Source organism: Novosphingobium sp. (assembly GCF_965229225.1).
Lineage (GTDB): Bacteria > Pseudomonadota > Alphaproteobacteria > Sphingomonadales > Sphingomonadaceae > Novosphingobium.
The window spans coordinates 1226871-1249856 of record NZ_OZ245867.1 but is presented as its reverse complement, the minus strand read 5'-3'; the positions used below and the strand labels follow the sequence as shown (position 1 = coordinate 1249856).

At 65.9% G+C, this 22986-nt stretch carries 19 protein-coding genes; 11 read left to right on the top strand and 8 right to left on the bottom strand.

Annotated elements, in window-relative coordinates; translation table 11 throughout:
• Nucleotides 1-14 precede the first annotated feature (14 nt).
• A complete protein-coding gene (locus ACO06X_RS05535) occupies nucleotides 15-488 on the top strand; it encodes a TspO/MBR family protein (RefSeq protein ID WP_298167982.1) in 474 nt (157 codons plus the stop codon).
• Between the two features lie 33 nt (nucleotides 489-521).
• Here ACO06X_RS05535 and ACO06X_RS05530 read toward each other — a convergent pair whose 3' ends face one another.
• Nucleotides 522-1007 (bottom strand): GreA/GreB family elongation factor, encoded by a 486-nt coding sequence (locus ACO06X_RS05530; protein WP_421838967.1) that lies wholly within the window; start codon nucleotides 1005-1007, stop codon nucleotides 522-524.
• 95 nt (nucleotides 1008-1102) lie between these two features.
• Here ACO06X_RS05530 and ACO06X_RS05525 point away from each other — a divergent pair, with 95 nt between their 5' ends.
• A complete protein-coding gene (locus ACO06X_RS05525; RefSeq protein WP_298167988.1) occupies nucleotides 1103-1306 on the top strand; it encodes a hypothetical protein in 204 nt (67 codons plus the stop codon).
• 52 nt (nucleotides 1307-1358) lie between these two features.
• On the opposite strand, the gene ACO06X_RS05520 is transcribed toward ACO06X_RS05525, so the two are convergent.
• Entirely contained in the window at nucleotides 1359-3365 is a 2007-nt protein-coding gene (locus ACO06X_RS05520; RefSeq protein WP_421838966.1) for a lytic transglycosylase domain-containing protein, read from the bottom strand.
• 101 nt (nucleotides 3366-3466) lie between these two features.
• Here ACO06X_RS05520 and dapA point away from each other — a divergent pair, with 101 nt between their 5' ends.
• Complete coding sequence (gene dapA, locus ACO06X_RS05515) at nucleotides 3467-4348, top strand: 4-hydroxy-tetrahydrodipicolinate synthase (RefSeq protein WP_421838965.1); 882 nt, start codon at nucleotides 3467-3469, stop codon at nucleotides 4346-4348.
• Between the two features lie 149 nt (nucleotides 4349-4497).
• On the opposite strand, the gene ACO06X_RS05510 is transcribed toward dapA, so the two are convergent.
• The 4 genes from ACO06X_RS05510 to ACO06X_RS05495 all read right to left on the bottom strand — a co-directional run bounded on the left by ACO06X_RS05510 (nucleotide 4498) and on the right by ACO06X_RS05495 (nucleotide 8368).
• The gene (locus ACO06X_RS05510) at nucleotides 4498-5829 is read right to left on the bottom strand and encodes an aldehyde dehydrogenase family protein (protein WP_421838964.1); all 1332 of its coding nucleotides are present in this window, start codon (nucleotides 5827-5829) and stop codon (nucleotides 4498-4500) included.
• A gap of 138 nt (nucleotides 5830-5967) precedes the next feature.
• The gene (locus ACO06X_RS05505; RefSeq protein ID WP_421838963.1) at nucleotides 5968-6363 is read right to left on the bottom strand and encodes a VOC family protein; all 396 of its coding nucleotides are present in this window, start codon (nucleotides 6361-6363) and stop codon (nucleotides 5968-5970) included.
• 69 nt (nucleotides 6364-6432) lie between these two features.
• A complete protein-coding gene (locus ACO06X_RS05500) occupies nucleotides 6433-7215 on the bottom strand; it encodes a 3-hydroxybutyrate dehydrogenase (protein WP_421838962.1) in 783 nt (260 codons plus the stop codon).
• A gap of 25 nt (nucleotides 7216-7240) precedes the next feature.
• On the bottom strand, nucleotides 7241-8368 hold the full coding sequence (locus tag ACO06X_RS05495; protein ID WP_421838961.1) for a patatin-like phospholipase family protein: 1128 nt from the start codon (nucleotides 8366-8368) through the stop codon (nucleotides 7241-7243).
• Nucleotides 8369-8518: 150 nt separating this feature from the next.
• Here ACO06X_RS05495 and smpB point away from each other — a divergent pair, with 150 nt between their 5' ends.
• Genes smpB through ACO06X_RS05480 form a run of 3 tightly spaced genes read left to right on the top strand, consistent with a single transcriptional unit; the run spans nucleotide 8519 to nucleotide 12071 of the window.
• On the top strand, nucleotides 8519-9001 hold the full coding sequence (gene smpB, locus ACO06X_RS05490; RefSeq protein ID WP_067909775.1) for an SsrA-binding protein SmpB: 483 nt from the start codon (nucleotides 8519-8521) through the stop codon (nucleotides 8999-9001).
• The gene (locus ACO06X_RS05485) at nucleotides 9001-9591 is read left to right on the top strand and encodes a DUF2062 domain-containing protein (protein WP_421838960.1); all 591 of its coding nucleotides are present in this window, start codon (nucleotides 9001-9003) and stop codon (nucleotides 9589-9591) included. Before smpB ends, ACO06X_RS05485 begins: the two co-directional genes overlap by 1 nt.
• A complete protein-coding gene (locus tag ACO06X_RS05480) occupies nucleotides 9588-12071 on the top strand; it encodes an ATP-binding protein (RefSeq protein WP_421838959.1) in 2484 nt (827 codons plus the stop codon). Before ACO06X_RS05485 ends, ACO06X_RS05480 begins: the two co-directional genes overlap by 4 nt.
• A gap of 6 nt (nucleotides 12072-12077) precedes the next feature.
• On the opposite strand, the gene ACO06X_RS05475 is transcribed toward ACO06X_RS05480, so the two are convergent.
• Nucleotides 12078-13076 carry an MBL fold metallo-hydrolase gene (locus ACO06X_RS05475; RefSeq protein ID WP_421838958.1) on the bottom strand — a complete coding sequence of 333 codons (999 nt, stop codon included), beginning with the start codon at nucleotides 13074-13076 and terminating at the stop codon, nucleotides 12078-12080.
• A 393-nt stretch (nucleotides 13077-13469) separates the two neighbouring features.
• Between ACO06X_RS05475 and recA the strand changes: the two genes are divergently transcribed.
• The 4 genes from recA (at nucleotide 13470) to alaS (ending at nucleotide 19075) form a co-directional block, all read left to right on the top strand.
• Nucleotides 13470-14540, top strand: coding sequence for a recombinase RecA (recA, locus tag ACO06X_RS05470; protein WP_421838957.1), 1071 nt, complete (start codon nucleotides 13470-13472; stop codon nucleotides 14538-14540).
• 292 nt (nucleotides 14541-14832) lie between these two features.
• Nucleotides 14833-15459: a glutathione S-transferase family protein gene (locus ACO06X_RS05465; RefSeq protein WP_421838956.1), complete on the top strand. Its 627-nt coding sequence runs from the start codon at nucleotides 14833-14835 to the stop codon at nucleotides 15457-15459.
• 57 nt (nucleotides 15460-15516) lie between these two features.
• Nucleotides 15517-16341: a class I SAM-dependent methyltransferase gene (locus tag ACO06X_RS05460; protein WP_421838955.1), complete on the top strand. Its 825-nt coding sequence runs from the start codon at nucleotides 15517-15519 to the stop codon at nucleotides 16339-16341.
• Nucleotides 16342-16423: 82 nt separating this feature from the next.
• Nucleotides 16424-19075 carry an alanine--tRNA ligase gene (gene alaS / locus ACO06X_RS05455; RefSeq protein WP_421838954.1) on the top strand — a complete coding sequence of 884 codons (2652 nt, stop codon included), beginning with the start codon at nucleotides 16424-16426 and terminating at the stop codon, nucleotides 19073-19075.
• Here alaS and ACO06X_RS05450 read toward each other — a convergent pair.
• Nucleotides 19072-20838 carry a cation:proton antiporter gene (locus tag ACO06X_RS05450; protein WP_421838953.1) on the bottom strand — a complete coding sequence of 589 codons (1767 nt, stop codon included), beginning with the start codon at nucleotides 20836-20838 and terminating at the stop codon, nucleotides 19072-19074. The two genes, alaS and ACO06X_RS05450, sit on opposite strands and share 4 nt — an antisense overlap.
• Nucleotides 20839-20950: 112 nt before the next feature.
• Between ACO06X_RS05450 and ACO06X_RS05445 the strand changes: the two genes are divergently transcribed.
• Nucleotides 20951-22984 (top strand): S9 family peptidase, encoded by a 2034-nt coding sequence (locus tag ACO06X_RS05445; RefSeq protein ID WP_421838952.1) that lies wholly within the window; start codon nucleotides 20951-20953, stop codon nucleotides 22982-22984.
• Nucleotides 22985-22986: the final 2 nt, after the last annotated feature.

Here is a 22986-nt window from a genome sequence, read left to right as displayed (position 1 = left end):
ATCGGCGCACTCCCTTGATATCGACACCCGTACTCGTGGCCGCTGGCGGCGCGATTGCTCTTGGCGCCGTGGGCGGGCTGATGACGCCGATCGGCCCCTGGTATGCAAACCTCAGGAAGCCGCGCTTGCAACCGCCGAATTGGCTTTTCGGCCCGGCGTGGACGGTGATCCTGGGGCTCGCGGCGTGGTCTGCGGCAACCGCCTGGAGCGCTGCTGCTGATGATGCGGCGCGCACCAGCGTGGTAATCCTGTTTGGCGTGAATGCGCTGTGCCACCTCTTGTGGAGCCCGCTGTTCTTCAAGCTGCGGCGGCCGGACTGGGCGCTCATCGAGGTCGTGTTCCTGTGGGCCTCGCTGGTGGCGCTGGTTGTGGGGCTCTGGCCGATCTCGCCCTTCGCAGCGAAGCTGATCCTGCCCTATCTGGCGTGGGTGAGCTTTGCGGCCTGGCTGAACTGGGCGATCGTGCGGCTGAACGCGCCGTTTCGTTAAGGGTTGCCCCTCCGTCAGCCCCGCGGGAGGAATTTAGGCGGCGGGATAGCTGATCGCGATCACTTCCCATTCCTTCTCGCCGCCGGGCAGATGCACCTTGCGCAGGTCTCCCACTTTGGCGCCGCGCAGGGCGCGGGCGATGGGGGCGCTCCAGCCGATGCGGCGGGCGGTGGCGTCCTGCTCGTCATCGCCGACAAGCGTAAGGGTCATGCGGGTGTCGTCCTCATCCGCGAGTTCGACGGTCGCGCCGAACAGGACGCGGGTCTGGTCTGGCTGGCGGGCGGGATCGATCACGCGCGCGGCCTTCATCCGCTTGGCGAGGAAGTTCAATTCGCGGTCGATCTCGCGCATGCGCTTGCGGCCATAGAGGTAATCGCCGTTTTCCGAGCGATCGCCGTTGCCCGCAGCCCAGCTCACAACCTCGACGATGGCGGGCCGCTCGGTGTCGAGCAAATGGTCGTAGCGCGCGCGCAGCGCGGCCATGCCGGCGGGGGTGATCGGATTGCCATCTACTTGCATTGATTGCGCTCTAGCCGGGGATGGCCCTGCATGGAAGGTTGCCCCCTCGCGGGCGCGCGCCTAGGGCGGGGCAAACTGCTTCTGACGAGGATATCATGGCAAAGACGATCGCGCTGACACTGACCGAAGACGAACTCGAGATTCTCGTGGATGCGCTCGAGGCGGATCTTGAAGGCTACGGCGAGGCTGTTGAAGAAGCCCGCGCCGACAACAACAAGGAAGACGTGGAGACGTTCAAGCTGGCGGCACTGAACATCCAGAAGCTGCTGGCGCGGCTGCAGGACATGCTGCCGGAGTGACCGGCGAGGCCGGAAGGCCCACCCCCGACCCCTCCCGCATGCGGGAGGGGAATCAACCCGGCGTCGGCTTGCCCAGGAAGTGGCTGAGCGGATTGGCGCCGGTGTAGCTGGCCTTGTCCGGGTACATCGCTTCATAGACCACGGCGTTTTCCATCACGCGCTGGACGTAGTTGCGCGTTTCGGAAAGCGGGATGCGCTCGATCCAGTCGATCCAGCCGATACCCCCGGCGCGCGGATCACCATTGGCGCGCAGCCACTTGTTCACATTGCCCGCGCCCGCGTTGTAGGCCGCGACGGCGAGTGGATAGCTGCCGTTGTAGTAATCCAGCAGGCGTTGGAAATAGGCGCCGCCGACTTGCAGGTTGAAACCCGCATCATCGATCAGCGCTGAACTGGAATAGGAGAGGCCCAGCTTCCCGGCCTGTTCGTTGGCCGTGGCGGGCATAAGCTGCATGAGGCCGCGCGCGCCGGCGTGGCTGACGGCGTTCTGCGCAAACTGGCTTTCCTGCCGGGCGATGGCGTGGATCATCGTCCAGGCATGTTCGTAGCCCTGCGGGACGGGGATCACCGGGAAGGCGATGTGCTGGAAATCGAGGTAGCCGCGCGCCGCGGCGGCCTGCCCGACGATAACGCCAAGATCGCGGCGGCCCAGTTCGCGCGCGAGATCGGCGACGAGGACGTGCTGGCCCTTGCTCTGCTGCTGGTTGCTGATCTCGCGGAAGAAGCGGACGGTGGTGCGCCAGTCCGCATCGCGCGCGGCTTCGCGCACCGCCTGCGTGAGCAGCGCCGCGTTGAAGCGGGCGCGCTCATCGGGCGTGGGCTGGACATCGGCTTCAGCGGCGAAGCGCGGGACCGGGCGGCCGAGCCGTTCGAGCGCGAGGAGGCCGTAGAACTGGTCCCCATAGGCGGCGGCCATTTCAAAGTAGCGCTGCGCCTCGCTCGCCTGACCGGCCTGCGCGGCGGCAAGGCCGGCCCAGTAGAAGCCCTTGGAGCGCGTGCCCGGCGTGCGCGCTGCCGAACCATAGCGCCAGAACAGCGGCGCGGCATCCTTGCCATTGCCGAGCTGGCGCAGCGCCTGCTGGCCGCCGAGCCACATCAGCGAGGTATAGTCGTCGCGCAGATCGTAGGGCATCTGGCTGACGTCTTCGCCTTGCGCAAAAGCATCGTCGATCCCGGCGGCGATGCGCCAGGCCGTCCGCGCATCGCCGACCGCAGCCGCGCCGCGTGCGTTGGCGAGGAGTTCGTCCACCCACTTGTCGCGGCTGAGCGGCAGGCGGGCGAGCAGGGGCCGATTGGCGATCAGCGCCTGCGCGGCGGCGCCATTGCCCTGCCGGCGCAGCTGGCGGGCGCGGGAATAGAGGAAGCCGGGGTCCGAATTGAGCACATCCGTGCCCGTCCCATCGGCGGCGGCATAGGGATCAAGCCCGATGAGCGTGGCGAGGCGAGCGGCAAAGAGCCCGCGCCGGGCGGGGCTGACCCGCGCGGTCTGGCGCGCGGCGGGAGAGGGATTTCCGGCCCAGAGCAGCGCGTCCATCCGCGCGTCCTCGTCGTCTGGCAAAAAGGTTCCGCCCCAACCAGCAAGGATGGCCACTTCCGCCGCGTCGCTCATTGAGCCGCCGCGCCAGGCTGCGCGGGCCATTGTATCGGCTTCGGGGCGGCCGAGCGCCTTCAGGGCAAGGGCATATTGCGCGCGGGCTGGATTGGTCAGCGGGGGCACGCGATCAAAGAAGGCGACGACGGTGCTGGCATCGGCCGATTGGCGATCGAGCGCGGCTTCGGCGGCGCGGCGCAGCTTCTCTTCCTCGGGAAAGCCGCGATAACTGAGGATGAAGCCGGAATAATCACTGAATGCGAAGCGATCGGAGCTGGTCAGCATCTGCCAGCGGCTGATCGCCTGCGCCATCGGCCCTTGCCCTTGGGCGATGAGCTTGGCGCGTGCGGCGTCCCACGCAGTGGCGCCGGTATCCACATCGCTGGCATGGCAGGCTGCCGAAGCGGCAAGCGCGGGGAGCAATGCACCGCCCAGCAGCAGCTTTCGCAGCGTAACACTCATCTCCATGCTGGACATTCCGGCTTTCGTCTTCCTATCAGGCGCGTGCAGCGGTGGTGAATTGACGCGCCGCGCAGACGCCTTGTGGCGCAGATCGAAGGGTAAAGTCCATGTTTTCCGGCTCCATTCCGGCTTTGGTGACACCTTTTCGCGGCGGGGTGTTCGACGAGAAAGCGTTTCGCCAGCTGGTCGATTGGCAGATCGAGAACGGCTCTTCCGCGCTGGTTCCCTGCGGCACGACCGGCGAAGCCTCGACGCTTTCGAATGCCGAGCACCACCGTGTGATCGAGGTCTGCGTGGAGCAGGCGGCGGGCCGGGTTCCGATCATTGCCGGCTGCGGTAGCAACGACACGATGAACGCACACTTGCACATGACGTTCTCGCGCAAGAGCGGCGCCAAGGCCGCGCTCTGCGTCGCGCCCTACTACAACCGGCCGAGCCAGGCGGGGCTGCTGGCGCATTTCGGCTATCTGGCCGAGCACAGCGATCTCCCGATCATCCTTTACAACGTGCCGGGCCGAACGGTGACCGACATCCTGCCCGAAACGGTGTGCGAACTGGCACGCCGCTATCCGGACAAGATCGTGGGCATCAAGGACGCGAGCGGCGACCTTTCGCGCGTGACGGATCACCGCATGGGCATCGGCAAGCATTTCTGCCAGCTATCGGGTGACGACGAACTCGCGCTCCCCGCCAACGCGGCGGGTGCGGTGGGCTGCATTTCAGTGACGGCGAACGTTGCCCCGCGCCTCTGCGCCGATTTCCAGACGGCTTGCGCGTCGGGGGATTTCGAGAAGGCGCGCGAGATCAACGATCTGCTCTATCCGCTGCACTACGCGATGTTCGAGGATGCCTCGCCGGGGCCGGTGAAGTATGCGTTGAGCCGGGTGCATGACTATATCACCGAAGACTTGCGCCTGCCGCTGGTGCCTTGCAGCGACAAGGCCCGCGCCGAGGTGGACGCGGCCTTGAAGCATGCGGGGTTGATCTGACCAGCGCTGGCGCGCGCGGAAGTACAGTCTACCCAAACCACCCCGCTCATGCTGAGCCTGTCGAAGCATCATGCGCGACCGTGGTGCGAGCACCCTTCGACAAGCTCAGGGTGAGCGGGGATTGGTAAGGGAGGTGTCGTTCTACCCAATCACATATGCCGGTAGATCGCCCGCTCGTGCGAGAACGCCTTGAATCCGAAGTAGCCGTGATAGCTGCCCGTGCCGCTGGCGTTCACGCCGCCGAAGGGCAGGTGGTTTTCAAGATAGTGCGAGAACACGCCGTTGATCGTCATGCCGCCCGAGGAGGTGCGGCTGATGAGCTTCTCGATGTTCGCCTCGTCGTCCGAGTAGACGTAGAGCGCAAGCGGCTTGTCGCGTGCGGCGATGTAATCGATGGCCTGATCGATCGTCTCGTAGTTCATCACCGGCAGGACGGGCGCGAAGATTTCTTCCTGCAGGATCTTCATCTGCGGGGTGACGCCCGTCAGCAAGGTGGGGTGGATGGTGAGGTCGCTCTCATCCATCGTGCCGCCCACCGCGACGGTCGCGCCCTGTGCCACGGCATCGTCGAACAGCGCTTTCACGCGGTTGAAGTTCGCCTGATTTACGATCTGGGCGATGCATTCTTTCCGGATCGCGCCGCTCTCGTCATATAGGTTCTTCGTGACGTTGGCCTTGAAGCCTTCGACGAGCCGGGCTTGGCTCTCATCGCGCACGAAGACGTAGTCGGGGCTGATGCAGGCCTGCCCGCCGTTGAACTGCTTGGCACTGGCAAGCTGCGCCGCGACCTTGTCGATATCCGCGCCGGAATCGAGGATGACGGGCGACTTGCCGCCGAGTTCGAGCGTCACGCTGGCGAGGTGCTTGGCGGCGGCGGCCATGACGATCTTGCCGACGCGGGTGCTGCCGGTGAAGAAGATGTGGTTGAACGGCAGCTCGAGCAGTGCGGTGGCGACGCTGACATCGCCTTCGACAAGCGCGACTTCGCCTTCATCGAACGCTTCGGCGATGATCTTGGCGGCGATTTTGGCGGTGGCGGGGCAAAGGTCGGTGAGCTTGACCACTGCGCAATTGCCCGCCGCCACGGCTGCGGCAAGCGGCCCGAGCGCGAGGCCGAGCGGGAAGTTCCACGGGCCGAGGATCAGGCAGACGCCGCGCGCTTCATAGCGGATCTGCGCGCGGTCAGCGGGGTTGAGCGAGGGGGTGACTTCGGTCGGGGCCATCCATGCATCGAGATTGTCGATATTGCGCTGGATATTGGCGGTGACGTTGAGCACCTCGGTAACGCGGATCTCGCCCTCGGGCTTGCGCGTGTCTTCCAGCACGGCGGCGATGATGGCATCGGCATGGGCTTCGACGGCGGCCTTGAGGCCGGCGAGCTTGGCCTTGCGCGTCTCGGCGCTGGAGGCCTTCACATTCCATTGGTTCGCCTGCTGGAGGGCGAAGATGCGGGCGAGTTCCGAGGGGGCGGGGTTGGTCATGGGTGGGTCTTGCCTCAATTGAAGGGGCCGGGTCTGGCTTGCGGAATGGTTTAGCCAAGCCCGGCCGTCAATGTAAGGTGACCTAACAGATCATTCTGTGCAACGCAGGCTGCTGAAGCGAACGCAAGCCTGCGATGTTCAGGCCTCCCATGCCGCATGTTGGATCACGACCCGGTAGCCGTCGGGATCCTCATAGGTTCGACCCTGGCGATCCCAGTAGGGGTTGAAAGCCGGGACGGCTGAGTATCCTGCTGCAGCCATGCGGTCCAAAGCAGCTTGCCAATCCTTGCGGTCAGGCAGGTAGAAAATCAGGAGATTATCCGGCGTCGGCGCGCGCCCTGCCGTGTGGCCGTGGGCAGTAGTAAACTCGAAATGATAAGGTGCGCCCGGACTGCCGAGCATGACGCCGTCGAAGCCATCATGGTCGGTGAACTGATAAAGCACTTCAAGCCCGAGGCCATCACGATAAAATGGAAGCAAGGCCGCCAGATCATCTGTGGGTCGGGCAACCCGAAGCTTCGGAACATGGGTCATGGGCGAGGTTTTCTCTTTCCTGGCGGTTTAGGCAAAACATCTCTGCGCAAGCAGGGCTCGAATATCTGCTCATGCCATCGACCATCCATGGCTGGCAATCAGTGACTGCCCCGTCAGCGCATTGGTCGGGAACGCGGCAAAGAACAGCGCCAGTTCCGCGACGTCCTCTACCGTGGTGAACTCGCCGTCGACGGTCTGGCCGAGCATGACCTTCTTGACGACGTCCTCCTCGCTGATGCCCAGTTCCTTGGCCTGTTCGGGGATCTGCTTGTCCACCAGCGGCGTCCGCACGAAGCCGGGGCAGATCACGTTGGTGCGCACGCCCTTGGGGCCGCCTTCCTTGGCGACCGTGCGGCACAGGCCAAGGAGGCCGTGCTTGGCGGTGACGTAGGCGCTCTTGAGCGGGCTCGCTTCCTTCGAATGGACCGACCCCATGAACAGGATCGCGCCCGAACCCTGCTTGTACATATGCGGGATCACCGCCTTGGTGGTGAGGAACGCGCCATCGAGGTGAATGGCGAGCATCTTCTTCCAGTCGGCAAAGGCGAAGGCTTCGATCGGATTGACGATCTGGATGCCCGCGTTGGAGACGAGAATATCGACCGTGCCCCATGCGGCGACCACAGCGGCGACGCCGGCGTTCACCTGTTCCTCGCTGGTCACGTCCATTGCGACGGCCATGGCGGCGCCAGCATGTTCGGCATTGATCGCATCGGCGGCGGCTTGCGCGGCCTCCAGCTTCAGATCGGCGATGGCGACTTTGGCCCCGGCGGCGGCGTAGCGCTTGGCGATGGCGAGGCCAATGCCGCTGGCGGCGCCGGTCACGATGGCGATCTTGTTTTCAAGTTTCATGAAGGTCGGCTCCGGTTTGGCAGGTTCAGACGAGATCGAGCGTAACGATCCCGCGTTCGGGTAAGTTCCGGTTCTTCCAGCGCGGACTGGCGAACGAGCGGCTGGCATCGCGGCGGCCGGCATTCCAGTGGTCGGTCACCGTCGCGCGTGAGAATTCATAGTCCTTGCCCTGCGATTCGTAGTCCTCGGCGCGGTTGATGAGGTGCAGGATCGTCACCGGATCATCGCAAGCCTGGCTGAGCAGCGCGGCCAGATCAGGGTCGCCCTGAAGATCATCCGGCAGGCGCGCGGCGAGGCGCGAGGCGGCAGCGGCCATCGCCTCAAGCCGGACCTGCAGATCGGTGCCGAGCCGGGTCCGGCTGGAAAAGCGGATATCCTTCTCACGCTGGACCGCCTCTCCCAGCGAGCGCGGCATCATGCCCCGCGCGCTGAACAGATCGACCTGGAAGACGAGCAGCGGTGCGCCGCTGCCGCGCGTATCGAGCACATATTGCAGCGGGGTGTTGGAAACGATGCCGCCGTCCCAATAGGGCTCGCCATCGATCATCACGGCAGGAAAGCCGGGCGGCAGCGCGCCGCTCGCCATGATATGCTCCGGCCCGATCAGCCGCTCGCAGTTGTCGAAATAGGCGAAGTTGCCCGAAAGCACGTTCACCGCGCCCACGCTGAAGCGCATCGGGCCAGTGTTGAGCAGATCGAAATCGACGAGTTCGAGCAAGGTTTCGCGCAAGGGGCCGGTATCATAGAGGCTGGTGGCCTCGGGCGAGCCGGGCAGGGCGAGCCACGGCGGTGTCGTGCGCGGTTCGAAGAAGCCGGGGATGCCGGTCATCGCAATCACGCCAGCGGCGGCTTCGTTGAACAGGCGGCGGCCCCAGCCATCGGCAAAGGGCGAGGGGAAGGGCACCCGCGAGGAAGCGCGGTCCCAGAACGTCCGCAGGGCTTCGAGGCGGCGTTCGGGCGGATTGCCGGCGATGAGCGCGGCATTGACCGCGCCGATGGAGATTCCCGCAACCCACGCTGGTTCGTGGCCGGCTGCTGCCAGCGCCTCGAACACGCCGGCCTGGTACGCACCAAGCGCGCCGCCGCCCTGGAGCACGAGCACGGAGGCTTCGCCCGTGGTTGCTGTTGGAGGAGGCGATTTCTTGCCGGCCATGCCGCTCGATCCTTGCCGCGCCAAGATTGCGCGCGTGTTGCGTCTTTCCTGCCCCCAAGTCTGTTGTGCACCGCAGCGAGCGCTTGGCAAGGGCTGATCGGCGCACGCTCCCTTTTCTTTCAGCCATGAGGGGCCTACATGGCCATGACCATGGTCCGTCCCACCCCGCCCGCCTTCGACAAGAAGAAGATCGTCGCCGAAAACCGCCGCGCGCGCTTCGAGTACTTCATCGAGGACGTCTACGAGGCGGGCATCGCGCTGACGGGCACCGAGGTGAAATCGCTGCGCTTCGGCGAAGGCTCGATCGCGGAGAGCTATGCCGAGGTGAAGGACGGCGAAGTCTGGCTGGTCAACTCCAACGTGCCTGAATTCAGCCACGGCAATCGCTACAACCACGAGCCGAAGCGCCCGCGCAAGCTGCTGCTGAAAGAGCGCGAGATCGCCCGCTTTACCGGCGCGGTGGAGCGCAAGGGCATGACGCTGGTGCCGCTTTCGGTCTATTTCAACGGCAGAGGCCGCGCCAAGGTCGAACTCGCGCTCGCCAAGGGCAAGAACAATGCGGACAAGCGCGCAACGATCAAGGACCGTGACTGGCAGCGGGACAAGGCGCGCATCATGCGCGAACATGGCTGATGGCGCCTTCGCATGGGGATGATCGCGGCAGGATGAAGGGCGGGTTGTCCGACTTCGCGCGGCGATTGATCCCGACGCGCGAAACGCTGGTGCAAAGCCGTTTCGTACGCCCGCTGGCGGCTCGGCCCGAACTGTGGCGCTACAACCGCCGCTCGGTGCCGCGTGGGATCGCGGTGGGGCTGTTTGTCGGCATTTTCGCGATGATACCGGGCGTGCAGATTGTCGGCGCGGCGCTGATGTGCGTGCCGTTTCGTGGCAATGTCCCGCTCGCGGCCGGGGCGACGCTGCTCTCGAACCCGGCAACGACGCCGATGATCCTGCTTGGCGCGCTGTGGCTGGGCAGCTTTCTGGGCCTCGATGCCGATCTAGCGACCTTTCAGTCGCTGATCGACCGGGGCGCGGGCCTGGGTGAGTGGGCCGCGTGGCTGGTTTCCTCCGCCGCACCGGCGCTTTTGCTGGGGTTGCTGGCCATCGCGATGGTTTCTGCCGTGATCGGCTACGGCGCATCGATCGTGATTTGGCGCTGGTGGACCGCGCGGCGGCGGCGCATGCGGCTGAATCGCGGGCTTGCCGGAGCCCCCCGGGCATGAGCGTGACGACCCTGACTGCGGACTCCGCCAATTCGGGCCCATCGCGCTGGCGCGAACGACTTACGGTGGCGTTCGCGGTCCTGGCCAGCGCGCTTCTGCTGTGGCTGGCATCGGGGCAGGCGGTGGCGGCACTGGCCTACGCGCTCGGCGTGGGCTGCCTTGCGATCGCTCTGAGTTTTGCAACCCGCCCGCGCGAAGCGGCGGAGGTGAGCGACTATGCGCCGCCGGACTGGTCCGTAACCCACGCTGCGATCGAGCGCGGAGAGGAAGCGACCGCGATCATCGACCGCGCCGGACGGCTGACCTGCGCCAACGCGCGCTTTGCCGAATGCTTCGGCATCGGCGCGGCGCCGCCGCGGCTGGGGCTGGAAGGCGCGCAGAACGAAGCGCTGGAAAACGCCGCGCGTGCCGCCTGGCGCGACGGCCGGGCCATGCTGGAACCGGTCACCGCCAGCGGGCGCGAATGGCGCCTGGAGATCGAGCGGGCGGGACGCGGGCAGGACTTCCTGATCTGGCGTTTTGCTCCCGTGGTGCGCCGCGATCCGCTGCAGGATGTGATCGGCCACGTGCGCGGCAAGGTGGGCAAGGCGCTCGCGCGTGAGGGCATTCAGATCGCCGCCGTGGCTCCGGACGGGCAGATTCACGCAGCCAACGCCCTCTTCGCGCTGCGCGCGACGGGCGAGGCCGAGGCGGATGTCGCGGGCACCGATTTCGTCGGCTATTTCAGCGCTGACGAGCAGGAACGCATCTTCTATGCACGCGAAGGCAATCGCGGGGCTTCGGTGCGCATGCTTCATGTGCCGATCGCCGACCCCGAGGCCGTGGCCGCGAGCGCGATGGCGGCCGATCCGGCGCAGACAGCTTCGCTGTTCCTCCTCATCGACAACCAGGGCGGCGTGGGCGACACTCGCACCGGCATTCCGCAGATCGAAGCACTGCTCGCGCGGCTGCCGCTGGGCCTTGCGATGACTGACCGCGACGGGGGGTTCCTGTTTGCCAACAAGGCCTTCCTGCGCGCGGCCGGGCATGACGAGAGCGGCCCGCCGCCCTATCCCTCGGACCTCGTGATTCGCGAGGACAAGGGGGCGTTGGCCGATGCGGTGCGCCGCTTTGCGCAAGGGTCCGGCGGGGCGGGCGATGTTGCGGTGCGGCTGCGCAGTGCGCCCGAGGATCCGGTATCGCTCAGCCTTGCCGGGGTGCGTGGGCTGGGTGAGGGCGCGGTGATCCTCAGCCTCAAGGATTCATCCGAAGAGACCCGCCTCAAGCGCGAGATCGCGCAGGCGACCAAGATGCAGGCGGTGGGCCAGCTGGCGGGCGGCGTCGCGCATGATTTCAACAACGTGCTGACCGCGATCATCGGCTACTGCGATCTCATGCTGATGCGCCATACGCCGGGCGACAGCGACTATGACGATATCCAGCAGATCCGCGCCAATTCCAACCGCGCGGCAAGCCTCACGCGCCAATTGCTGGCCTTCTCGCGCCAGCAGACGCTGCGCCCCGAGGTACTGCAACTGCCGGATGTGGTTGCGGAAGTCTCCACGCTGCTCAAGCGTCTGTTGGGCGAAAAGATACTTCTCGAGGTCACGCATGACCGGGGCCTCGGCCTCGTCCGCGCGGACCCGGTGCAGCTTGAGCAGGTGCTCCTCAACCTCGCGGTCAATGCGCGAGATGCCATGACCGGCAACGGCGCTTCGGGTGGCATTCCGGCAACCAAGGGCGGCGGTGTGCTGCGGCTCAAGACGAAGAAGGTGACCGCCGCCGACGTGCGCGCGATGAAGAGCGAAATCCTCCCCATCGGCGACTATACCGCGCTGATCGTGGAGGACACCGGTCACGGTATTCCTCCCGCGCAGATCGGCAAGATCTTCGAGCCGTTCTTCACCACCAAGGAGAAGGGCAAGGGCACCGGGCTCGGCCTTTCGACCGTCTACGGTATCGTCAAGCAATCGGGCGGCTTCATCTTTGCCGATAGCGAAGTGAGTAAGGGCACGCGCTTCTCGATCTATCTGCCTGTCCACGTGCCCGATGCGGCAGATGTGGCCGAAGCGGCGGCAGCCGCCACGGCGGCCAGGCTGCCGGCGCCGCGCAAGCAATGGTCGGGCGGCGGGCGTGTGCTGCTGGTCGAGGACGAGGACACCGTGCGCGCCGTGGCCGAACGCGCGCTGGTGCGGCAGGGTTATGAAGTAACGACAGCCAGCGACGGTGAGGACGGCCTCGAAGCGCTGGGCCGCATGATCGCGGCGGGCGAGGAGTTCGATCTTGTCCTTTCGGACGTCGTCATGCCGAGCATGGACGGACCCGCCATGGCGCGCGAGATCCGTGCGTTGCGGCCCGAACTGCCGGTGCTGTTCATGTCGGGCTATGCCGAGGAGCAACTGCGGCGCGAGATCGACATTCCCAACATGTATTTCCTCGCCAAGCCGTTCAGCGTGGCGCAGATCTGCACGGCGGTGGAAGATGTGTTGAAGGTGCGCTGAGCCCGATCAGGGCGCCGCGTCGAACGTCGGGATCGGCTGGTCCTTCCATGCTTTCGCCACTACCGCGAGGTTGTTGGCGTGGGCATCGCGATAAGGCCACCACAGGCTGACATCGCCGCGCTTGATTGCATCGCCGACGAAGCTGACAAGCGGCTGCTGCTGGAAATCGGTGTCATGCGAATGCTCGACCAGCGCGCGGATATAGGCGCGCGTCGCATCGATCAGGCCAAGGCCGTAGCCGCCAGCCGCGATCACCGCGCGGTTGCCGTGGTTGGGCAGGATCTTCGTGAAGCCCCAGCCGCGCATTGCGCCCAGCGCCTTGTATTGCTGCGGGATCGATTGCGGTTCGGCAACAAAGGTCGCGGTGTCTTCCAGCGTATCACCGGCAAGGAGCAGCTTGTCGTCCGGCAGTTCGATCACGAGACCATCGGCGGAGTGGATCGGGACGGGGCGGAGTTCGGCCCGCACACTGCCGATCATCAGCGTCACCACGCTGCCTGGCGCGATCCCGATGTTGGGCAGGATGAGCGGGCGGATCGCCGGGGGGCCTTCTTCGGTGCCGGACTCGATCGCGGCGCGCTTTTCCATCAGCTTCACCCGGGTCGCTTCGGTCGCGAAGCGCATGCTGTCGGCATAGACCGTGTTGCCGCCGATGTGATCGAGGTGCCAGTGGCTGGTGGCGAGGACAAAGCGGCGCACCCCGGCCTTGGTGAGCCAATCGCGCACCCATTGTGCTGAAGCGGGATCGGTGAAGGTATCGTAGACCAGCGCGGTATCGCCATCATGGATAGCGTAGGTTGCGACACCGACGAAGATCGCGCCGAGATCGGGCCACTGGCGGGGGCCGGGCGGGACCGAGGCTTCGTCCGGTCGCCCCTGGTAGAACGCGGTCAGGTGATCGTTGATCGGAATGGCGCGGACGGCATGGGCGGCGTCCTCAGCGGCAGCTGGAGCGGCGAGCGCAAGGCTGGATGCGGCAAGTGCGAAGGATACCAAGGACTTCACTGAATTTTCCCCCGCCAGGCAGCCGCACCGCCAGTTGTGCAATGCAGCAGAGCTTAATGCCGGTCTGCGGCCTGTCAATCTGGCCTGCATCGCATGCGAGGCAGTCAACGATCTGATGGCCCCGCCTTGCCGCGCCGGGCGGGAATCAGGCCGGGGCCACTCCGAATCGGCGATCCCCAATAAATTTTTGCACCGTTTCTGCAGGATCTGCCCTAGAGTCCGGTTGGAACTGCGCTCAAAAGTGGAAATTCCTTAGGAATTTCCGCAATGTGCGGGCACTTGTCGCCAATCTTGCGCGGAATTTCGTTCTCCCCTTGTTCCAATAGAACAAACTGGGTACAAGGCTGGTGTTGACGGTTCATGTCAGCCATCTCTAGCAAGGGGAAGCAAGCCATGGCGGCGCAGTTGAAGCTTATCCAGGAAGGCAAAGACAAGGACATGGATCGTCAGAAAGCGCTCGATGCAGCGCTCGCACAGATCGACAAGGCATTCGGCAAGGGCTCGGCCATGCGGCTGGGCTCGAAACAGACCATGCAGGTCGAGGCGATCTCGACCGGTTCGCTCGGGCTCGACATTGCACTCGGCGTTGGCGGGCTGCCGCGTGGCCGCGTGATCGAGGTCTATGGGCCGGAAAGCTCGGGCAAGACGACGCTGGCGCTCCACGTGATCGCCGAAGCACAGAAGGGCGGCGGCACTGCGGCTTTCGTCGATGCCGAGCACGCGCTTGATCCGGTCTACGCCAGGAAGCTGGGCGTCAACATCGACGAGCTGATCGTCTCGCAGCCCGATACGGGCGAACAGGCGCTGGAGATCGTCGATACGTTGGTGCGTTCGAACGCGATCGATGTGCTGGTGGTCGATTCGGTCGCCGCGCTGGTGCCTCGCGCCGAAATCGAGGGCGAGATGGGTGACAGCCATGTCGGCCTCCAGGCGCGTCTCATGTCGCAGAGCCTGCGCAAGTTGACCGGCTCGATCAGCCGCTCGCGCTGCATGGTGATCTTCATCAACCAGCTGCGCATGAAGATCGGCGTGATGTACGGCAATCCGGAGACGACGACGGGCGGCAACGCGCTCAAGTTCTACGCCTCGGTTCGCCTCGACATCCGCCGCACCGGCCAGATCAAGGACCGCGACGATATCGTCGGCAATGCCACCCGCGTGAAGGTCGTCAAGAACAAGGTCGCTCCGCCGTTCAAGCAGGTCGAGTTCGACATCATGTACGGTGAGGGCATTTCGAAGATCGGCGAGATTCTCGATCTCGGCGTCAAGGCCGGCATCGTCGAGAAGTCGGGCGCATGGTTCAGCTACGATTCGATCCGCATCGGGCAGGGCCGCGAGAACGCCAAGACGTATCTGCGCGAACACAAGGAGCTTTGCGACAAGTTGGAAGCCGCGATTCGCGGCCAGACCGACAAGGTCGCCGAAGGGCTGATGGTGGGTCCGGACGCGGACGACGACATCTGATCCTTCAGGCGGCGGGGGCACCTCAATTGCCTCCGCACCCGCCGCCAGTCCAAAGACCGGCGCGTTCCCGGGAAGGAACGCGCCGGTTTTTGTTTGGGGTGAGGGATGGCCTTGCCACAGATGCCACGCGCGCATTCCTTGCGGCCCAGGCGCGCCTTCCTTCACGGCCCAAGTGCGCCTTCCTTCCGGCCAGGTCAGCCTTGCGCACATCAGACACTTTCGCGCCTCGGCGAAAACACCTAGCGTCCGCGCAACCACCGGCACCGGCCGGAACCCTCGGAAAGGAAGCCTGATGTCGATCATCCTCCACCACCTCAACAACAGCCGTTCGCAGCGCATTCTCTGGATGCTGGAGGAGCTGGGCGTTCCCTATGAACTCAAGCTCTATCAGCGCGATGCGGAGACCAACCTTGCACCGGCAGAACTCAAGGCATTGCACCCGCTCGGCAAGTCGCCGCTGCTTGAGGTCGATGGCCGGGTGATCGAGGAATCAGGCGCAATCGTGCAGTATCTGTGTGACACCTACGGCGACGGCAAATGGCAGCCCGAGCCCGGTACCGACGACGCACTGCGGCACAACGAACTGATGCACTTCGCCGAGGGCTCGGCCATGACGCCGATCCTCCTCAACCTCTATGTCTCGCGGCTAGGCGAGGCAGGGGCGCCGCTGCGGCCGCGCATCGATGAGCAGCTTGCGGCACATTTCGGCTACCTCGAGCAGATCCTGCGGCCCTCCGGCCATTTCATCGGTGATGACTGGACCGGTGCGGACGTGATGCTCAGCTTCCCCGCCGAAGTCGTCGTCATGCAGGGCATGGGCGAGGCCTTTCCGAAGCTTGCCGCCTTCGTCGCGGCAATCCATGCGCGCCCGGCATGGCAGGCGGCGCGCGCCAAGGGCGGCCCCTATTTCGCGACCTGACGCGGATTGCCGCTTTAGCACTTGCCGGGTGGCGCCCCGGCGCATAGCCTGCATGGCATGACGGGTGCGCAAGAGTGGCAGGGCCGGGTAGGCCAGAATTGGGCGGCAGAGTGGGAGCGGACCGACCGCAGCTTTGCCGCGCTTACGCCCTATCTTCTGGCGGCCATCGCTGCCGAACCCGGCAAGCGGGTGATCGATGTGGGCTGCGGCGCGGGTGAGCTTTCGATCGCGGTTGCAACAGCGCGCGCCGATGCGCAGGTGACCGGGGTCGACATCTCGGGTGAACTGATCGAGGCCGCGCGGCACCGTGCTGCGGGGCTGACCAACCTCGCGTTCACCGTGGCGGATGCTTCGGCGTGGCAGGCGGACGGTGCGGCACCCGATCTCTATATTTCGCGCCACGGGGTGATGTTCTTCACCGATCCGCCCGCGGCCTTCGCCCATTTGTCGGCCAATGCCGCGCCGGGCGCGCGCATGGTGTTTTCCTGCTTCCGCCCTGCCGCCGAGAACCCCTGGGCGCTGGAGATCGCGCGGTTGCTGCCGCCGGCGAAGCCTGCGCCAGCGGTCGATTTTCCGCCCGGTCCCTTTGCCTTTGCTGATCCCGATCACGCGCGGCGCTGCCTCAAGGGCTGGCGCGACATCCGGTTCGAGCCGCTTGATTTCGCCTACGTTGCGGGATCGGGCACCAATCCGGTTGCGGACGCGCTTTCGTTCTTCAGCCGGATCGGCCCTGCTGCGGCCGCGATCCGGACCTTGCCCGATCAGCAGCGCGCCACCTTCGAACGGGCGCTTCTGGAGCTTGTCCAGTCGCGCCATGTCGGCGGGCGGGTGTGTTTTCCGGCGGCGGCCTGGCTGGTGACGGCAACAGCCGACAACCAGTGAAGGCCTGCGACATGGGGACAAGCACACGGCAATAGCCGAAACGTGCTTGTTCCGCGCCGAGCGCTCGCCTAATCGGCTTGTCATGACTTCGACGAACGAAATCCGCCGGTCCTTCCTCGAGTACTTCGGCTCCGCCGGGCACGAGATCGCGCCTTCCGCACCGCTTGTGCCGTATAACGATCCGACGCTGATGTTCACCAATGCGGGCATGGTCCCGTTCAAGAACGTGTTCACCGGCCTTGAGACGCGTGCGACCAAGCGGGCAACGTCCTCGCAGAAGTGCGTGCGCGCAGGCGGCAAGCACAATGATCTGGACAATGTGGGCTATACCGCGCGGCACCACACGTTCTTCGAGATGCTGGGCAATTTCTCGTTCGGCGACTACTTCAAGGATCAGGCGATCACTCACGCCTGGACCCTGCTGACGCGCGAGTGGGGCCTGCCCAAGGACAAGCTGCTCGTCACGGTCTACCACACCGATGACGAAGCGTTCGACCTGTGGAAGAAGATTGCGGGGCTTTCGGACGACCGCATCATCCGCATCCCGACGTCGGACAATTTCTGGTCGATGGGCGATACGGGGCCGTGCGGGCCGTGCTCGGAAATCTTCTACGACCACGGCGATCACATATTCGGCGGCCCTCCGGGTTCGCCGGATGAGGACGGCGACCGCTTCATCGAGATCTGGAATCTCGTGTTCATGCAGTTCGAGCAGGCCGCCGATGGCACCCGCTCGAACCTGCCGAGCCCGAGCATCGACACCGGGATGGGCATCGAGCGCATTGCCGCGGTGATGCAGGGCGAGCACGACAACTACGACACCGATACGTTCCGCGCGCTCATCGCGGCCTCTGAAAGCCTGACCGGCACCAAGGCCGAGGGCGCCAGCCGCGCAAGCCACCGCGTGATTGCGGACCACCTCCGTTCATCGAGCTTCCTGCTGGCCGATGGCGTGCTGCCGAGCAACGAGGGCCGCGGCTATGTGCTGCGCCGGATCATGCGCCGCGCCATGCGCCATGCGCATCTGCTGGGCGCGAAGGAGCCGCTCATGCACCGGCTGGTGGGTTCGTTGGTGACCGAGATGGGTCAGGCTTTCCCCGAGCTTGGCCGTGCGCAACCGCTGGTGGAAGAGACGCTGCTGCGCGAGGAAGTGCAGTTCCGGCGCACGCTGGCGAACGGGCTCAAGCTGCTCGACGAGGAAGCAGGCGATCTGGGCGAGGGCGACAGCCTGCCCGGAGCGACCGCGTTCAAGCTCTATGACACCTTCGGCTTCCCCTATGATCTGACCGAAGACGCCCTGCGGGCGCGCGGGGTGAGCGTGGACCGCGCCGGGTTCGAGGCGGCCATGGCGCAGCAGAAGGCGGCGGCCCGCGCGGCTTGGAAGGGCAGCGGGCAGACCGCCGACAGCGAAGTGTGGTTCGACATTGCCGAGCGCGAAGGCGTGACCGAGTTCACCGGCTATACCGCCAACATCGGCGAAGGTGTCGTCGTTGCGCTGGTGAAAGACGGCAAGGAAGTGGCCGAGGCGGGGGCGGGCGAAACCATCACCGTAATCACCAACCAGACGCCGTTCTATGCCGAAAGCGGCGGCCAGATGGGTGATGCCGGCACGATCAGCACCAACGAGGGCCTGCGCATTGCAGTGAACGATACGTCCAAGCCGCTGGGGCGCCTGCACGCGCATCAGGGCACGGTCGAGGCTGGCTCGATCAAGGTGGGTGATCCGGTGCAGCTTGCCATCGATGTGGCGCGGCGTGATGCGACCCGCGCAAACCATTCGGCGACGCACCTTTTGCACGAGGCGCTGCGCCGACGGCTTGGCGCCCATGTGACGCAGAAGGGCTCGATGGTTTCGGCCGAGCGGCTGCGCTTTGACTTCTCGCATCCGGCGGCGCTGACGGCGGAGGACATTGCGGCCGTCGAAGATGAAGTGAACGCAGAAATCCTTGCCAACGCGCCGGTGACGACGCGGTTGATGAGCCCGGAAGATGCGATTGCGGCGGGCGCGATGGCGCTGTTTGGCGAGAAGTATGGCGATGAGGTGCGCGTGCTCAGCATGGGGACGGGTGCGCAGCCTTATTCGGTCGAACTCTGCGGCGGCACCCATGTGCGTGCGCTGGGCGATATCGGCTTGCTGCGCGTGGTGAGCGAAAGCGCAGTTTCTTCGGGCGTGCGGCGTATCGAGGCACTGACCGGCGCAGGCGCGCGCAGTTATCTGGTTGGCCGCGAAGAAGCACTGCGGCGCACGGCGGGCCTGCTGCGGTCCTCGCCCGATGAAGTCGAGGCGCGCGTGGCGGCGCTGGTCGACGAGCGGCGCAAGCTGGAACGCGAACTGGCCGAGGCCAGGAAGGCGCTGGCGCTGGCCGGCGCTTCGGGCGGCGGCGCGGCGGCTGCCCCGGCGGACGAGCAGGTTGGCGGCATCACGTTCTCGGGCCAGGTGCTCGAGGGCATGGACCCCAAGGAACTGCGCGGCCTTCTCGATCAGGCGAAGACGCGCATGGGCTCGGGCGTGGCGGTGATCGTCGCGGTGAACGATGGCAAGGCCAGCATCGCAGCGGCGGTGACCGAGGATCTTGCGGGCAAGGTCAGTGCCGTCGATCTCGTGCGCGCTGGTGTCGAGGCGCTCGGCGGCAAAGGCGGCGGCGGACGGCCCGATATGGCGCAGGGCGGCGGTCCGGATGGTGCCAAAGCCGCCGAAGCGATTGCGGCGGCGAAGGCTGTCATCGCGGGCTAACGGTCCCGCAGCCCAGCTGCCTTGAGGCGCGGCTTCTGGTCGAGCCCGCCATCGCGCATGATCGTTTCGCGCAGTTCGTCGCGCATCTCGTGGATCGAGGCGATCACGGGACCCATCGCGACACCCATGTCGACGAGCACGGCCTCGGAAAGCTGGAGCGAGCTTTCGAGCGTCTCGGGCACGGCGTCGCTGGCTCCGGCGCGATAGAGTTCGGCGGCGTGATCGGCATCGCGGGCGCGCACGATGATCGGAAGGTCTGGGTGCGCGGCGCGGAGACGGCGGACGGTGCGGCTGACGAGAACCGGCTCGTCCATGGTGACGATGACCGCGCGGGCGGATTCGAGGTGGAGCTTTTCGAGCAGCGCGGCATTGGCGACATTGCCGTAGATCACCGGTTCGCCTGCGCCGCGGGCCTGCGTGACCAGCGCGGGATCGGCATCCAGCGCCAGCCAAGGGACATCGTGCCGGGCCAGCATCGCGCCAACGAGGCGGCCGACACGGCCGTATCCGAAGACGAGCGCCTGGCCGGTCGCGTCGCTGGGGGCGGCAGCGGCGGGGGCATCGCCCGGGCGGTCCACCGCGCTGGCGATGCGTCGGCCCAGCATGGCCAGCAGCGGCGTGAGGGTCAGGCCGAGTGCGGTGACGATCTGCCAGAACTGGGCATTTTCGTGACTGACCAGCCCTGCGGCTGCGGCGGCAGTCAGCACGATCAGGGTGGTTTCGGACGGGGAGGCGAGGAGCAGGGCGACTTCGGCGGCGACACCCCGACTCGCGCCGCCAACGCGCAGCAGCAGCGCGGTAACGATCGCCTTGGCCGCGAGCACTGCCGCGACGCCGAGCGCGATCTGGCCGAGCTGGCGCCAGATCTCGCCCACGTCGATGCTCATGCCCACGGTGATCAGGAACACGCCGAGCGCGAGGCCCTTGAACGGGGCGGTGAGCGCCTCGACCTCGCGCGAGTAGTCGGTTTCGGCGATGAGCAGACCGGCGAGCAGCGCGCCCATGATCGGGGAAAGGCCCGCGCCGGCCGTGGCGAGCGCAGCGGCGATCACCACGAGGAGGCTGAAGGCAAGGAAGAGCTCAGGGCTTTTGGTGCGTGCGGCGCTGGCGAACAGGCGGGGCAAGAGGAAGCGGCCGAGGGTGAGCATTACCGCGATGATGATGGCCCCGCGCCAGAGCGTGGCAAAGAGTGCGGCGCCGCTCTCGCCGCCCGGACCGAACGCGCCGAGGACGAAGATGATCGGGACGAGGGCGATATCCTCGAGCAGCAGCATGGCGAGCGCGCGGCGGCCGACCGGGCCCTGCGTGCCGGCAATGGGCAGGACGAGTGCGGTGGAGGAGAGCGCGAGCGCGATGCCGAGCCCGGCGGCGGCGGAGATATCGTGGCGCATCCCGATGAGTACCAGCGTGAGGAGCGCGGCGCAGAGCAGAAGCTTTGTTGCGCCGAGGCCGAAGACTTGCGCACGCATGGCCCAGAGGCGGCCGAACGAGAGTTCGAGTCCGATTTCGAACAGCAGCAGGATCACGCCCAGTTCGGCAAAGGGCGCAATCGCTTCGGGCCGGGTGATCGTGACGTAATAGAGCGCGGGGAACTGGCCGACGAGGCGGCCCAGCCCGAACGGGCCGACGAGCACGCCAACAAGGATGAAGCCGATCACCGGCGTGATGCGCGCACGGGCGAATGCGGGGATGACGATCCCTGCCGCGCCGAGCACGACGAGCACATCGCTCATCGAGGTATTGAATTCGAGATTTCCTGCCATCGCAACATCCTAGCCCGGCTGGCCGCAATGTCATCGGAATAAGGTGTTGATTGCCTGCCCCGCGATGGTGTGGTTAGTCTTGAGGCTTGTCCGGTTTCTTGGGGGAAAATCAATGGCGGCGACGGCGTGGCGCAAGGGTCTTGGCTGGGGAATGGCGGCTTGTGCGCTGGCGGGCGCGCTGCCGGCGATGGCGGAGGGAGGCGCGGCCACTGCCCGCCATCCGGTTACGATCGACGACATTCTGGCGCTGCGTTCGCTCTCCGGGCTTGAATGCGCGCAAGATGGCAAGCAGGCGGTCTATGTGGTGGGCGAGGCCGATCTCAAGGCCGACAAGCGCCGCAGCGCGCTGTGGCTGGCCGATCTGGCTGGCGGCGCGCCGCTGCAACTGACGAGCGGCGAGGACAGCGCGAGCGCGCCTTCGTTCAGCCCGGACGGCAAGTCCATCGCGTTCCTGTCCAAGCGCGGAAAGGACAAGCTGGCGCAGATCTGGCTGCTCGACCGGCGGGGGGGCGAGGCGACCAAGCTGACCGACGTGAAGGGCGAAATCGCCGGATTCCGCTGGTCGCCCGATTCGAAAACACTGCTGCTGGCGATCAGTGATCCCGCGGCCGAGCCGCCGAAGGACGATCCGGAGCGGCCGCTCCCGGTGGTGGTCGATGATGTGAAGATCAAGCAGGACGGCGTCGGCTTTATTACGGCGGAAACGCACACGCACCTTGCGCTGTTCGATGTGGCGGCGCGGACCGAGACGCGGCTGACCGCTTCGGATTCGTTCGACGCGGGGACGGCGGAGTGGTCACCCGATGGCAAGTTCATCGCCTATATCGCTGATCACACGACGGATTTGTCCGACCTTGGGGCGCAATGGCTGACGGTAATCGAAGCGCGGGCCGGTGCAGCGCCGAAGGTGGTGGCGAAGTTGAACGGTGCTCCGGGGCAGACGCTGCTGTGGTCGGCCGATGGCACGAAGATCACGCATCTGGTGGGGCCGGGCGGCAAGGTGGACCAGTATGGCCAGCCGCATCTGGCGCAAACCGTGGTCGCCAGCGGGGCGACGCGGATTATGCCTGCGACGGCCGGGATATTCGTGAGCGCGCCGGTAGACCTTGGTGGCGGGCAGATCGGCGCTGTGCTCGCCGAGGACCGGCATGAAGTGCCTGCGGTGGTCGATGCCAAGGGAGCGCTGCGGCGGCTGAATGACGGAACGCTTTCCGTGCTGGCGCAGTGCGGTTCGGCTGTGCCCGGGGCGGCGCGGGCCGTGGTGGCGAGCGGAGACGGCAAGCCGGCCGAACTCTATGTGCTTGATGCCAAAGGCGGCCTCAAGGTGCTGACATCGCACAACAAGGCGGTGGCGGACCGGGTCGCCTGGGGCAAGGTGGAGGACTATGCGGCGACGGCCAAGGACGGCAACGAAGTCCACGGGCTGCTGCTCCGTCCCGAAGGCATGGCCGCCGGGGCCAAGGTGCCAACCCTGTTGTGGATCCATGGCGGGCCGAATGCGCAGGATATCCACGCGGTCGACGGTTACACCATGATCGCCGATCTGCTGGCCGCGCAGGGCTATGCGGTGCTGATGCCCAACTATCGCGGCTCTTCGGGCCGGGGCGATGCCTATTCGGCGGCGATTGCGGCGGACTGGGGCCAGAAGGATGTGGCCGATCTCCACGCCTCGCTCGATTGGGCGGTGGCGCAGGGCTTTGCCGATCCGGCGCGGCTGGGCGCGGGCGGCTGGAGCTACGGCGGCATCCTGACCGACTTCCTGATCGTGCGCGACAACCGGCTCAAGGCGGCATTCAGCGGGGCGGGCGAGGGCAATATCTTCGCGCTGTTCGGGGTGGATCAGTATGTCCAGCAGTACACGCAGGAACTGGGCACGCCGTGGAAGGAGCCTGAATTGTGGACGCGCCTGTCCGAGCCACTTTTCCATGCCGACCGGATCAAGACGCCGACGCTGTTCATGGGCGGGATTGCCGATGACAACGTGCCGCTGATCGGTGGTCAGCAACTCTATCAGGCGCTCAAGATTACCGGCGTGCCGACCCGGCTGGTGGGCTATCCGGACGAAAACCACGGGATCGCGCGGCCCAGCTTCCAGCGCGACCGGCTGGAGCGGATCGTCGACTGGTTCAAGCAGCATCTGAAGTAGGG